The 13522-nt window shown below is 34.7% G+C and carries 14 protein-coding genes and 1 pseudogene; 3 read left to right on the top strand and 12 right to left on the bottom strand.

Features of this window, described 5'->3' with window-relative positions; translation table 11 throughout:
• Window positions 1–4: 4 nt before the first annotated feature.
• From BCER98_RS09340 to BCER98_RS09315, 6 genes are all read right to left on the bottom strand, one after another.
• A complete protein-coding gene (locus BCER98_RS09340) occupies window positions 5–916 on the bottom strand; it encodes a hydroxymethylglutaryl-CoA lyase (RefSeq protein ID WP_012094294.1) in 912 nt (303 codons plus the stop codon).
• Window positions 917–937: 21 nt separating this feature from the next.
• Entirely contained in the window at window positions 938–1153 is a 216-nt protein-coding gene (locus BCER98_RS09335) for an acetyl-CoA carboxylase biotin carboxyl carrier protein subunit (RefSeq protein WP_012094293.1), read from the bottom strand.
• A gap of 26 nt (window positions 1154–1179) precedes the next feature.
• Window positions 1180–2517, bottom strand: a complete 1338-nt coding sequence (locus BCER98_RS09330; RefSeq protein WP_012094292.1) for an acetyl-CoA carboxylase biotin carboxylase subunit — start codon at window positions 2515–2517, stop codon at window positions 1180–1182.
• Between the two features lie 14 nt (window positions 2518–2531).
• Entirely contained in the window at window positions 2532–3677 is a 1146-nt protein-coding gene (locus BCER98_RS09325) for an acyl-CoA dehydrogenase (protein WP_012094291.1), read from the bottom strand.
• A gap of 860 nt (window positions 3678–4537) precedes the next feature.
• The gene (locus BCER98_RS09320) at window positions 4538–4789 is read right to left on the bottom strand and encodes a hypothetical protein (RefSeq protein WP_012094290.1); all 252 of its coding nucleotides are present in this window, start codon (window positions 4787–4789) and stop codon (window positions 4538–4540) included.
• Between the two features lie 604 nt (window positions 4790–5393).
• Window positions 5394–6863, bottom strand: coding sequence for an aminoacyl-histidine dipeptidase (locus tag BCER98_RS09315; protein WP_012094289.1), 1470 nt, complete (start codon window positions 6861–6863; stop codon window positions 5394–5396).
• Window positions 6864–7068: 205 nt separating this feature from the next.
• Here BCER98_RS09315 and BCER98_RS09310 point away from each other — a divergent pair, with 205 nt between their 5' ends.
• Both BCER98_RS09310 and BCER98_RS09305 read left to right on the top strand, forming a co-directional pair.
• Window positions 7069–7950: an aminoglycoside 6-adenylyltransferase gene (locus BCER98_RS09310; RefSeq protein WP_012094288.1), complete on the top strand. Its 882-nt coding sequence runs from the start codon at window positions 7069–7071 to the stop codon at window positions 7948–7950.
• 40 nt (window positions 7951–7990) lie between these two features.
• The gene (locus BCER98_RS09305; RefSeq protein ID WP_012094287.1) at window positions 7991–8536 is read left to right on the top strand and encodes a GNAT family N-acetyltransferase; all 546 of its coding nucleotides are present in this window, start codon (window positions 7991–7993) and stop codon (window positions 8534–8536) included.
• Between the two features lie 158 nt (window positions 8537–8694).
• On the opposite strand, the gene spoIISB is transcribed toward BCER98_RS09305, so the two are convergent.
• The 6 genes from spoIISB to BCER98_RS09275 form a co-directional block, all read right to left on the bottom strand.
• A complete protein-coding gene (gene spoIISB, locus BCER98_RS09300) occupies window positions 8695–8871 on the bottom strand; it encodes a stage II sporulation protein SB (protein WP_012094286.1) in 177 nt (58 codons plus the stop codon).
• A 76-nt stretch (window positions 8872–8947) separates the two neighbouring features.
• Window positions 8948–9076 (bottom strand): hypothetical protein, encoded by a 129-nt coding sequence (locus BCER98_RS09295; RefSeq protein ID WP_012094285.1) that lies wholly within the window; start codon window positions 9074–9076, stop codon window positions 8948–8950.
• 123 nt (window positions 9077–9199) lie between these two features.
• On the bottom strand, window positions 9200–9940 hold the full coding sequence (locus BCER98_RS09290; protein ID WP_012094283.1) for a type II toxin-antitoxin system SpoIISA family toxin: 741 nt from the start codon (window positions 9938–9940) through the stop codon (window positions 9200–9202).
• 194 nt (window positions 9941–10134) lie between these two features.
• Window positions 10135–10872 (bottom strand): 2,3-diphosphoglycerate-dependent phosphoglycerate mutase, encoded by a 738-nt coding sequence (gpmA, locus tag BCER98_RS09285; RefSeq protein ID WP_012094282.1) that lies wholly within the window; start codon window positions 10870–10872, stop codon window positions 10135–10137.
• Between the two features lie 137 nt (window positions 10873–11009).
• Window positions 11010–11492: a MarR family winged helix-turn-helix transcriptional regulator gene (locus BCER98_RS09280; protein WP_012094281.1), complete on the bottom strand. Its 483-nt coding sequence runs from the start codon at window positions 11490–11492 to the stop codon at window positions 11010–11012.
• A 219-nt stretch (window positions 11493–11711) separates the two neighbouring features.
• Window positions 11712–13016 carry a DEAD/DEAH box helicase gene (locus tag BCER98_RS09275; RefSeq protein WP_012094279.1) on the bottom strand — a complete coding sequence of 435 codons (1305 nt, stop codon included), beginning with the start codon at window positions 13014–13016 and terminating at the stop codon, window positions 11712–11714.
• Window positions 13017–13210: 194 nt separating this feature from the next.
• On the opposite strand from BCER98_RS09275, the pseudogene BCER98_RS09270 reads away from it, so the two are divergent.
• Window positions 13211–13517, top strand: a pseudogene (locus BCER98_RS09270) (YkvA family protein); the annotation flags it as partial.
• Window positions 13518–13522: the final 5 nt, after the last annotated feature.

Below are 13522 nucleotides of genomic sequence, written 5' to 3'. Positions count from 1 at the left end.
ATTCTCACCTACTTATCGTTTTATGTTGAAGCGCTTTATACACATGACTAGGTAATTGAATATTTAGTTTATTTTGAATGAATTGACTAGCTTTCCATAACTTTTCTTCATTTATATTTGTTTGTACACCTAACTTATGAAGCATATGCACGAGGTCATCTGTTGCAACATTTCCTGAAGCTCCTGGTGCATAAGGGCAGCCACCTAAACCACCGCACGAACTATCAAAGGTTGTAATTCCGTATTCTAAAGATTTCACAACATTTGCAAGTGCCATTCCATACGTATTATGAAAATGCATAGCAAACTGAGAAGCATCATACTTTTTTAATAAATGCTCTAATACTTGTTCTACTTGAAGGGGATTCGCTACACCGATTGTATCTCCTAGCGAGATTTCATAAATACCATATGAAAAGAGTTGGTTGCATAATTCATCTATTGCTTCTATACTTACATTTCCTTCATATGGGCAACCAAATACAGTAGACACATACCCTCTCACTTTTTTACCAGCAAACTCAGCTTTTTTCGTAATATCTTTTATGACTGCTACTGCTTCTTTCATAGATTTATTAATATTACTTTTATTATGAGATTCACTTGCTGATAAAAAGACATTCACCTCATCAACATCTTGCAAAAGAGCTCGTTCCAAACCATTTTGATTTGGAACAAGCGCAGCATATGTCACATTTGATTCCCTCTTTAGCTCTCTAAATACATCACTTGCATCAGCTAAAGCAGGAACCCACTTTGGGTGAACAAAAGAGGAAACTTCAATGTATGATAATCCTGCTTCTGTTAGTAATTGAATCCATGTTACTTTATCTTTTGTGCCAATGATCTTTTTTTCATTTTGTAGGCCATCTCTTGGCCCAACTTCCTTAATGACAGCAAAATTAGGTAATTTCAATCCATTTCCCCCCCATTTTCACTATTCAATTTCTACTAATACATCTCCCTCATTAACAAAATCACCTTCTTGAACATGTATTTTCATAACTGTTCCAGCTTCTTCTGAAACGATTGGAATTTCCATTTTCATAGATTCTAAAATGACGACATCTTGTTCTTCCTCTACCGGATCTCCTACTCCCACTACAATCTTCCAAACATTACCTGCCATCGATGCATATACTTTTGTCATCATTTTTCCCCCTTTAATAGTGATACATCTTATTTTTTCACAAGTTGTTTTGCTACAAATCCAGTTGTATATACTCCGCTTTGAAATACTTCATCTTCTAACACTTGGAGTAACATCGGTGTATTCGTTTTAATCCCTTCTACTTTCAATTCTTGCAGCGCATTTTGTAATTTTACAATTGCTTCATCACGCGTCTCACCATGTGCAATGATTTTCGCAATCATCGGATCATAAAAAGGTGTAATTGTTACATTATTTTCTAAAAAGTGATCGATGCGCACATGAGTTGGTAACGTTACATTCGTAATTGTTCCTGGTGATGGGAAGAACGTCTTTGGATCTTCTGCATAAATACGCGCTTCAATAGCATGACCATTGCGATTTATTTCTTCCTGCGTAAAGGATAGTTTCTCGCCATAGGCAATGCGAATCTGTTCTTCAACGAGATCCAATCCTGTAATCTCCTCTGTTACTGGGTGTTCTACTTGCAATCTCGTATTCATTTCCAAGAAATAAAAGTTCTTTTGATCATCGACAAGAAATTCAACTGTACCAGCGTTTGTATAACCGAGCGCTTTCGCTGCTTGTACAGCAACTTCTCCCATTTTTTTGCGCGTTTTTTCATCTAAAAACGGAGAAGGTGCCTCCTCTATTACTTTTTGATTTCGGCGCTGGACAGAACATTCACGCTCCCATAAATACACTGTATTCCCATGTGTATCGGCAAGAATTTGAATCTCAATATGATGTGCGTCTGCAATATAGCGCTCTAAATACATTTCACCGTTTCCAAAGAAATTTTGAGCCCTTGTTTTATTACTTTCAAACGCCTTGGTGAGCGTTTGCTCAGTTTCCATCAACTGCATTCCAATGCCTCCGCCTCCAGCGGATGCCTTCAGCATTAACGGATAACCGATTTGTTTTGCAATTTCAAGTGCTTCTTCAGCCGTTTCGATATTTGTTGTAATCCCAGGTACAACTGGAACATTTGCTTCTTGCATTGCCAAACGAGATTCGATTTTACTTCCCATCTTGGCAATGATTTCGTCAGAAGGTCCGATAAATGCAATTCCTTCTTCTTTACACCGAATAGCTAAGGATGGGTTTTCTGATAATAATCCATACCCTGGATGAATGGCTTCAGTATTTGTTTTCTTGGCGATCTCTATAATCTTTTCTAAGTTTAAGTAGCTTTCTTGAACACGTGGCCCACCTACTACGTACGCTTCATCTGCTAATTTGACATGAAGTGCATTTTCATCTGCTTCTGAATAAATCGCAACGGTTTGAATACCAAGTTTTTGACATGTTTTTATAATACGGACTGCAATTTCTCCACGATTTGCAATTAATATTTTTTGAAACATAGTGAGTCCTCCTTTTATCTGCATCCTAAATGTCTAGCAATTACGAGACGTTGAACTTCAGAAGTCCCTTCACCAATTTCCAATAGCTTTGCATCACGTATATGTCGTTCTACCTCATATTCACGCATATATCCATATCCACCATGAATTTGTACTGCTTGATTTGAAATACGACTTGCCGCTTCAGATGCAAACAATTTGGCCATAGCCGCTTCTTTGCCGAAAGGTTTATCATGATCTTTTAACCAAGCTGCTTTATGTACTAAATTTCGCGCTAACTCTATTTCAGTCGCCATATCAGCTAGCTTAAATTGAATCGCTTGAAAATTCGAAATTGCTTTCCCGAATTGCTTACGCTCTTTTGCATATTGAAGTGCACGTTCAAATGCAGACTGTGCAATCCCTACAGCTAATGCTGCTATCGAGATACGACCTCCATCAAGTGTATATAAGAATTGTTTAAAGCCTTTATTCACATCACCGAGTATATTTTCCCTCGGTACACGTACGTCCTCTAATACAATTTCACAAGTGTTAGATGCGCGAACCCCCATCTTATCGTAAGGGCTTGAAATAGTTAGTCCTTCACTAATCGTTGGCACAATGAATGCAGAAATACGTTTTCTACCGTTCTCATCAACACCGTTGACAGCGGTTACAATAATTGTGTTTGCGTATTCCGCGTTTGTAATCCAACATTTCTCACCGTTAATCACATATTCATCGCCATCTAAAATCGCTTTTGTTTGTGTTCCACCTGCATCTGATCCCGCATTCGGTTCCGTTAATCCAAAAGCACCCAATGTTTTCCCTGATGCCATCGGAACTAAATATTTTTGCTTTTGTTCTTCCGTACCGAAGTAATAAATCGGCGAAGCACCTAACGAAATTGTTGCAGCATAACTTAAACCTGTACCACCACAAGCTCGGCCAATTTCTTCAACGGCTAATACGTATGATAATGTATCACCACCAGAACCACCATACTCCTCTGGGAATGGGATGCCTAGCAAACCTAGTTCGCCCATTTTTTGAAATGTTTCATATGGAAATTCTGCTGTCTTATCATGGTAAACAGCCTTCGGAGCAATTTCCTTTTCAGCAAAATCACGTACCATTTCTTTAATCATTTGTTTTTCGCGAGTTAGAGTAAATTCCATTCCGCTACACACCCCTTATCGAATATTGAGTTTCGACAGCGTGCGAGTTTGTACTACAACCATTGCCTTTCAAAAGATACAGAATAGTAGTTAGATAATTGTTATAATTCTGTCATAATTTAATTTTAAAACAGAATCTGTACTTATGCACAAAAAAATTCCTACATTGTTCTACAACAACACAGGAATTTTTTTGTCGAATTATGTGGTTTTCGATACTCTCTTTCTCACAGTCCTTCTGCCAGTACTTCAAAAGAAAGCGTTCCATCATACATGAGCCTTGTCAAGGTTAGATTGTCCATGATGTTAAAATCATCGCAAATTACTCAATGAAATTTCATTCTATATATTCATACAACAATCTCATTTTTTCTTTCCCTTATACTTTAAAATACTTAAAAATGCACTCCCATACGTTTGTATTCAATGTATAGCGCGTAATACGAATAGGCAAAAAAATCATTTTCTTCTAATCGATCCTCATCTGTTTCCGTTCTTTCTCTTTTTATTGACTATATAATTATAAATAATGATACATAATCTGACTAAAATGGCATACAATCTTTCAATTTGCTTCTTCCGTAAAGTTTTCTATTCAAGTGTAATAAAATTCGACAAGCAATCTCCGGCTCAGTTATAATATGCGAAAAATTTTTTGAGTACAACCTTATTAAACAAGTTAGCCCTGTCCTTTTCTTCTGTATAATGGTGTACATCTCTAATTTTATAGCTCGGAACATGAATATTTTAGTACATTTGCAGACAGTTAGACAAACTTGTTTACAACAAAATCATTCTAAACTGTGCTCACCTAACAATATTCATCTCATACTATTTCATATTCATTCGTAAATTATAAACTACGTTTCTAAATTTAAATACCTTCTAATTCTAGCAAGATCACAGGAATACTCAATTACTAAATGTTGAATGGATAAAATGATTTTTTCAGGGTATAAGTGTGCATGTTTTAACGTTTCGGTATATTTTTCAAGCCTTTTTTCTAAATACCTTATAATTTGTTCAGGATGATTTACCAACAAACATTGACAATAATAATGAATTTGCTCTTCAATCTCTGTATATTCTTCAATTTCAAATTCTTTATGCATAAGTACACTCCTCTAAACCATTTTTAATATCAACTAAGCCATATCCCCTTAAATAAAACTGATTTTTTTAAATTATTTATACTATATCAAAAAAAACCCTCAAAATTTGTTAGTTTATGTAGCGTATCATAAATTTAACAAAATTGTAATGGATACTTGTACTACAAAAGCGTACAGATTTTCGTCAAAATTTTTGGATTGCAATATAATTATATTAAGTTTGATCTTGTATGTTTTTTACACTTTATCCTTTAGCCTTCAGCCTTTATTATTCCATTTTCCCCCAATTTGCACTCTGCTGTTTGTAAACAATTATCGTTCCAGAGGGATATAATATCTTGCATGTACCTTTTATCATCAATTACATGCATGAATTGTTTGCATAGTATAGTCATTTTTCCCCTCCATGAATGAAAATGTCATCATAACGTATGGCATTACGAAATAGCAAACGAACTCCAAATTTCGAACATTCAAAAAGTGGCTCCGGCATTGTACCGGAACCATCTTATCATTTATTTTTTATCCCGCTATTTTAGAGTAACTCGATTGGTGATGTCTCATAATGAATCGGGGATGAAACCCCACTGATGAAAGTTTCACTTTATTTCACTAGCTCTTTTGTTTCTCTTAGCACGTCAATAAAGTAACCCCAGTTATTTATAACAGATGAAATGCTAATATGTTCGTCTGGTGTATGAACATTAAAAATATCAGGGCCAAATGAAATCGCATCTAGTTCTGGCATTTTTTGCACAAATACACTGCACTCAATACCAGCATGCACTGCATAAATTTCAACATCTTCGTTATATTTTTCTTTATGCACTTTTTCAAACAGATTGCGAATTGGAGAGTTTGGATTGTATGGCCATTCTGGATATTCAGATTCTTTCTCGAATTGTGCACCAACTAACTCTGCAATGTGCTTAATCTCATTTGTAATATGCTGTTTTAAAGTCCCTACAGAACTTCTCACTTCATTTTTTAATTTAATTTCATTCTGTAATGTTTCAATCACTCCTAGGTTTGTCGAGCTTTCAACAAGTCCTTTAATATCCATACTCATGCTTTGAATACCATTTGGGATTAAGAATAAAGAAGAAATAAGTTGTTTTTGCGTTTCCTTTGCAAATACTTGATTTGCTTTTTCTTCCACTTTTGTTAGGGAAACATGTACATCTGGGTCTACAGCGCGTAGCTCTTCTTGTAGAATACGCGTCCACTCTTCTACTTTCCCTTCTACTGTTTCTATATCGCTTTTAGCGAATAAAATTGTTGCCGCACTTTCACGCGGAATGGCATTTGTTTTTAATCCACCGCGAATATCACTTATATAAAATGACACTTCATTCGATAAATCATAAAGAACTCGTCCTAATACTTTATTCGCATTCCCACGTTGCTTATCAATTTCCATACCAGAATGGCCACCTTTTAGCCCTCCTACATATAGACGATATGTCTCTAATTCTGCTGGTGCTTCATCCCAAATAATAGAGATTGTTTCAACCGCTTTTGCTCCGCCAGCACTGCTTACTAATAGTTTGTGATCCTCTTCAGAATCAATATTAATAAATATCTTTCCATCAAAATGTTTTGGATCAACAGCAAAAGCACCGCCCATTGTTGTTTCTTCCTCTGTTGTAATAACAACTTCAAGGGCAGGATGAGCAATATCTGTTGAATCTAATAATGCTAATGCATATGCAACGGCAATGCCATTATCTGCACCTAAAGTCGTTTCCTTTGCATATAGCATATCACCAACAATTCTAAGCTCAATCGGATCTTTTTCAAAATCATGAACAGTTGCTTCATTCTTTTCACATACCATGTCCATATGCCCTTGTATAATAATAGTCGGCACATTTTCATATCCAGGAGTTGCTGGTTTTTTTATAATGACATTTAACGCTTCATCTTGCACAACCTCTAAATTACGATCTTGTGCAAATTTCACTAAGTAATCACTAATTTCTTTTTCATTTCCAGACCCTCTTGGAATCTTTGAAATTTCTGCAAAATGATAAAATACAGGATGCTTCGTTAATTGTTCTAAAGTAGAATACATGTATAAGCTCCTCTCCTAAATCTATAAATAGAAGTATTTTCCTTACCATTATATCACGTTTCGTTCTTCCGCTTCCTTTTTCATTCTTTTTGACACTATTTAGTTATCAATATTTTATAATATGACGACTTATTTTACAAAATATTGCTATAATTTAAAAATAGAAAGTCTTTCTTTTAGAACAGTAAAAATGAGGTGGAGTGTAATGAGAAGTGAAAAGGAAATGTTCGATTTAATTATAGGATTCGCTCAGCGAGATGAACGAATTCGAGCAGTTTATATGAATGGTTCTAGAACAAACTCCAATATTCCAAAAGATATTTTTCAAGATTATGATATCGTTTATGTCGTGACAGATACAGCCTCTTTTATAGAGGATCAAAGATGGATTACAATGTTTGGCGAGTTACTTATGATGCAAGAGCCAGATAAAAATGATCAATTAAAGAACCCAACAATCGACTTCAAAAATTCCTATGGATATTTAATGCTCTTTACAGATGGAAATCGTATAGATCTTCACATTGAAACAAAATCTGCCATGCTTAAAGACTATGGAAAAGATAAGCTGACAGTCCCATTACTAGATAAAGACAACATTCTACCAACTATCCCTACTCCGACAGATGTTGATTATCACGTCAAAAAAGCAACAGAACTTATGTATATAAGTTGTTGCAATGATTTTTGGTGGTGTTTACAAAACGTTGCAAAGGGCATTTGGCGCGATGAATTACCATACGCGAAACAAATGTTCGAATGTGTTATAAGGGCTAGACTAGACGAAATGGTTTCATGGTGGATTGGTATGAAATATGATTTTCAAATTTCTACAGGGAAAATGGGGAAATACTTTAAAGAATACCTTCCAAAGTCTTATTGGAAAATGTATGAGGAAACATATTCAGATTATCGTTATGAAAACTTTTGGCATTCTATCTTTGTTGCTTGCGAATTATTTAGAATATTAGCAACAAATGTTGCAGATGTCCTATCCTTTACATATCCTACTCGTGACGATCAAAACATGACTACATACTTGAAACAAGTACAAAATTTATCTTCTCATGCCAATACAATCTTTTAAATCTATTTTTACTAACATACCACATGATAAGGAGGACAAAATGAAAATCAATGTACGCGAATTTCACGTAAAAGGACAAACATATAGGATTCGCTCTGCCATACATGCAGATGCTGAAGAATTATCAAAAGTAAGATTACAAATTGACGGTGAAACAGAAAATCTTGACAGAGAACAAGGCGAAGCATTTATAGATACACAAGGATTTGAAAAGTTAATTAAAACAGATACGGAAAGTTCCAAAAATCTATTCTTAGTTGCTATCGTCCAAAATAAAATTGTGGGATTTTCAAGGTGCGAAGGAAGTAACTTAAAACGACTTTCTCATAAAGTCGAATTTGGCGTCTGTGTTTTAAAAGACTATTGGGGCTATCGTATTGGGAAAAACTTATTAAAAGAATCCATCGATTGGGCGGATGCAAATAACATCAAAAAGATCATATTAACTGTTCTTGAAACAAATAAAAAAGCAATCCATCTTTATAAAACATTCGGCTTTCAAACAGAGGGAATTCTTCGAAATGACAAACTCCTTTCTGACGGTCAGTTTTATCATACTGTTATAATGGGAAGATGGAATGGATAAAATATTTTTATCCCGCTATTTTAGGGCAGTAACAGCTTGATTGGTGAGGGCTCATAATCAGCGGGGATGAAGCCCCCCACTGATTAAAGTTTCACTTTATTTTCTAGTAACTTTTTCTAAATGAGCGCATTAAAATAAAAAACTGAAAGAAATTGTCCTTATACGTTTTCTTTCAGTTTTTTTCCATGGATATATTTTGATGGTTCACGATACATCAGTTTTTCTAACCGATTGATATTTTCTGTTAATGCACCTTTTACAAGAGAGAAATCAATGTTTGGTGCTTCTTTCTGTTCCTTAAAAAATGAAAGATTGTTTTGTTTTGTGTCTTTCATTTCTCCTGCCCCCTTTAATAAAAGACATCATCTCTATCTACCTTTATTATATCTTAAATAGAATTGGAATGCACCGTTATCCTCTTCTTTTCAATTCTTCTTCTAATTCTTCCACTTGCTGCATTGTATCTCCTTTTATTAAAGAAAAATCTGTTGTATCCTCAGCTTCGTCTTTAAAGAAATCATTGCTATATTCTTTTAACACTATAATCACCTCTATGTGATAGTGTAGGAATGTTTCGTTCATTTTATTCAATGTTTGTCCAATTTTATCGAATGTTCGTTAAAAATATGTATAGGAGAAAAGGGCAGAAAATCATCTCTGCCCTTACTTACAAAAGTAACTATGATGTATTGTTAAATTATATACATTTTCAAAGTCACGATCTTGCAAATTATTTTTTTGTCCATCCATAATAATATAAACGTCTTTTATTATTTTCGCTGGTATAATTCCAACATTTTCAATTTGAACTGCTTTTTGCTCATTCAGTTGTTCAATAGATTCGGGTGATACTGTAATACTAAATTGAGATCGAACACCTCGGAAGTTTGTATTTAATTCCTCTTCTGTGACAAATACTACAATTTTCGCACCTATTTTTTCAGCATACGTATCAAGAAAAGCATTTAAACTGCGTGCATACTCAGCATCTGTTTCCCATTCCATCGTACCAAATGCAGCTGGATTTACATTTTGAATAAGTGTTGTATATATTTCTCCTCTTGCTTTTGAAGCAATAAGCGATCGTTTAATCGATTGAACTGTCTTACCAATATCACTAAACTTTGCGCCCCAGATTTCCGAAATATTTGGCGTTAAAATAAATGCAATATCAACAAATACAACCATCGCAACAACCATTAAAATATGTTTCCAGAGGGTTAAATCAATTCCTTTCATCATGAAATACATTGTGACTGATGTAATAAATAAACCATACCACGTCTTTCGAATAAGTTGTTTTCTTTCCTCGTATCGTTCTTCATTTCTCCAATAAAAGAAAATAAGAAATAAAAAAAAGATTACAAGAAAAAACAAGCCAATTCGAACGCTAGTGACAGTCAATCACATCCCCCTCCATTCAAAAACTTCACACGATATCATTACATGCTTCTTTTGTCTTGATTATGACAAAAGACATGGACAACCTTCTAAAACAATTGCTCGCGCATATACTAAGAAGGAAGCCACGTCTTTTAGAGAATGAATCTACATTTTATATGTAGACAAGCCTGTATTTCAACTTTTTCAAAATATTTTTAAAAAGAAATGTGTTTTGGAATAACACCTTCTTGTACTTCACCATCCATATTTAAATAGTAGTGACGGATTGGATGTAAATGCTCATCTAATTCATAAACAAGCGGAATACCAGTAGGAATATTTAATGAAACCACTCCATCATCGGAAAGATGGTCTAAATACTTCACGAGAGAGCGAATCGTATTACCGTGCGATGATATAATGACTTTTTGATTTGAGCATAGCATAGGTGCAATTTCTTTATGCCAAAATTCTAGTACTCTTTTTTCCGTATCCTCTAAGCACTCTGTCAGTGGAAACTCACCTTTTTTTAATCGCTTATATCTTGGATCAGTGACTTCATATCTTGGATCATCTTCGGCAAGAGCTGGCGGTCTTACATTTGTACTTCGTCTCCAAATATGAACCTGCTCCTCTCCATATTTTTTAGCTGTTTCATCCTTATTTAATCCTTGTAATGCTCCGTAATGTCTTTCATTTAATTTCCATGATTTATGTACAGGAACCCAAGCAAGGTCCATCTCATGAAGAATGATCCATAATGTCCGAATAGCCCTTTTTAATACCGATGTGTATGCAACATCAAATGTATAGCCATTCTTTTTTAATATCGCACCAGCTGTTCGCGCTTCATGTAATCCATTTTCGGATAAATCTACATCTGTCCATCCTGTAAACCGATTTTCTAAATTCCATAAACTTTGTCCGTGTCGAATAAGTACAAGTTTTATCATATTCATTCCCCTTTCGGAAATTGCGATTTAAATTTTGTAAATACGTACACGTCTAAAGGATTTGGTAATGTTTATTTGTATTCATGTACTCTATGATTCACACATAGTTGCCAAAATACACAGATCAATGATCTCATTTATTTTTCATTTACTGGCTCTTTACGTTTGGATGACCATGTATGAAAACCAAGGCGATTCTTGGCTAGTTCATTCATAACTTGGTGCCAATTTTCTTCACATTTCTCACCAAACGTTGTGAAAATATGTCCCATTTGTTCTCTTTGCACATCGCTTAGTTTTTTCTCTAACTCTGCTCCTGCTTGCGTTAGAACAAGTTGTTTTACACGGCGATCATGTTCAGCTTCATTGCTTTCAATCAGTCCCTTCTCAAGAAGTTGACGAAGCGGTCCATGAAGAGCTTGTTTACTAATTTCAAGCAAAGACAACAATTCATTTATACTAAGCTCAGGAAAACGAGCAATAAAAAATAAAATTCGATGATGCACACGCTGAATGCCATACTCTTTTATAATTTCATCTGGTTTTTCAGTAAATGTTTTATATGCAAAATAAAACAATGCCAGTGCCTGATTCATCAGTTCTTCTTTATGGTCTGTCATCTAATTTCCCCCTATATGTAAATTATACCACAATTTTCTTTTTCATAGCTGAATCAACTTTTTTGATTTAATATCCACATCTTATGACGATACATGGAGAGGTTGTCCCAAAAGAGTACTTTCTATCAAACGAAATACCATATATAGGTTCATTACATTATCGCACAAGTATATACAGTACAAAAAAGGCGTCCCATAATTTTAGGGACACCCTCATATTTAACGACTGCGTCTTTTTTGTCCTTGCTTTGTTCCTCTCTTCTTTTGCTTTACTTTATAAGAAGAACTTTGATTTGTTTTTTTCATCCCGTCTTGTTTACCTTTTAAACGATATTGTCCTGCTTTCTGTGGCTTTTTGATCTGTTTCTTTTTGTCATTTGTATTATTTGTTTGCTTAGCAGGTTGTTCAATTTCTTGTCTTTGTAAAGTACTACCGATATACTTTTCGATTTCTTTTAAATACATCTTATCTTTCGGAGCGACAAATGTAATCGCAAGACCGGTTCCTCCAGCACGACCTGTTCGACCAATTCGGTGTATATAGCTCTCTACATCTTCTGGAATATCATAGTTAAATACGTGCGTTACGCCTTCTACATCTAATCCACGAGCCGCAACATCTGTTGCAATTAAATATTGAATTTTTGCTTCGCGGAAGTTTTTCATTACTCTTTCACGTTTCGCCTGCGATAAATCTCCATGCAATTCATCACAATTGTAACCGTACCCTTTTAAAGCAGTAAATAATTTCGTTACGCGGCGCTTTGTCCGGCAAAAAATAACAGCTAGAAATGGCTGGTCACGCTCCATGACATAACGAAGTGCGTCTTGTTTTGCGCGATCTGTCGTTTCAATTACACGCTGCTTTATATTTTCTACAGTGACTTCTGCACTTTGGATTTGAATCACCTGTGGCTCTTTCATATATCGCTTCGCAAGTTTTTTAATATCTTTTGGCATCGTTGCTGAGAATAACATCGTTTGTTTATTCTCAGGTGTTTCTTCTAAAATATGTTCAATATCATATAAGAAACCAAAATGCAGCATTTGATCCGCTTCATCTAATACCACCATAGAAACGTTTGATAACACAATTGTCTCGCGGCGTAAATGATCTAACAAACGCCCCGGTGTTGCTACAACAATATGCGTATTTCCTTTTAATTTTTTCATTTGCTGTTCCACATCTTGTCCACCATATATCGCCAAAACATGAATATCCTGTTTATGGACCAGCATTTTTTTAATTTCAGTTGTAATTTGTAATGCTAGTTCTCTCGTTGGCGCTACGATTAAAGCTTGTATATCACTTGCATTTGGATCAATATTCTCTAAAATCGGTAAAACGAATGCAAGCGTTTTTCCTGTCCCTGTTTTTGCTTGTCCAATTACATCTTTCCCATCCATAATAACAGGAATTGCCTTTTCCTGAATGGGTGTTGCTTCAGCAATTCCATTTTCTCGTAATGTATGTTGAAATGTTTCACTCATTCCAAGTTCTAAAAATTTTTTCAAATCGATCACTTCTTTTCCTTATTTTTCACATTAAGTTTCCATTGTACCATTTGTTTCTCTAAATATGAAAAAAACTTTATCTTCTTTCTGCTTCGCCTTTACGAAATCGAAATAAAAAAATAATCCTAATGGTTATTTTTCTCGTTGTTTAGCCATCCTTTAAAAAAACATATTTTTTATATACATATATAAGGAGCGTTTACATGAAGCAACAAAAGCGATGGAGAAAGTTAAAAACAGGTTCTACAAAGTTAGAGAAATCTGCTGTGTATGAAAGTATTATTTTATATTGCACTTTAAAGAAACAAAATCTACTACTGAAGGAAAAATAGTTATATTCATGGGATGTGATCCTATTACATATGGTCACTCCATTTCATTCCTGATTTAGCTGCTATTATCAGCATCAGTCTTTTAGATGATGCAATCGTAATTGCTTTGGCATACAAATATATTATGGTTCATAGAGATGCAGAAATTCGGCAAAAAGGAAAATTGCAAATGGAATCTTTTTT

Source organism: Bacillus cytotoxicus NVH 391-98, assembly GCF_000017425.1.
GTDB classification, from domain to species: Bacteria; Bacillota; Bacilli; order Bacillales; family Bacillaceae_G; genus Bacillus_A; species Bacillus_A cytotoxicus.
The sequence above is the reverse complement of the archived record's forward strand: the minus strand, read 5'-3'. Positions and strand labels throughout refer to the sequence as shown.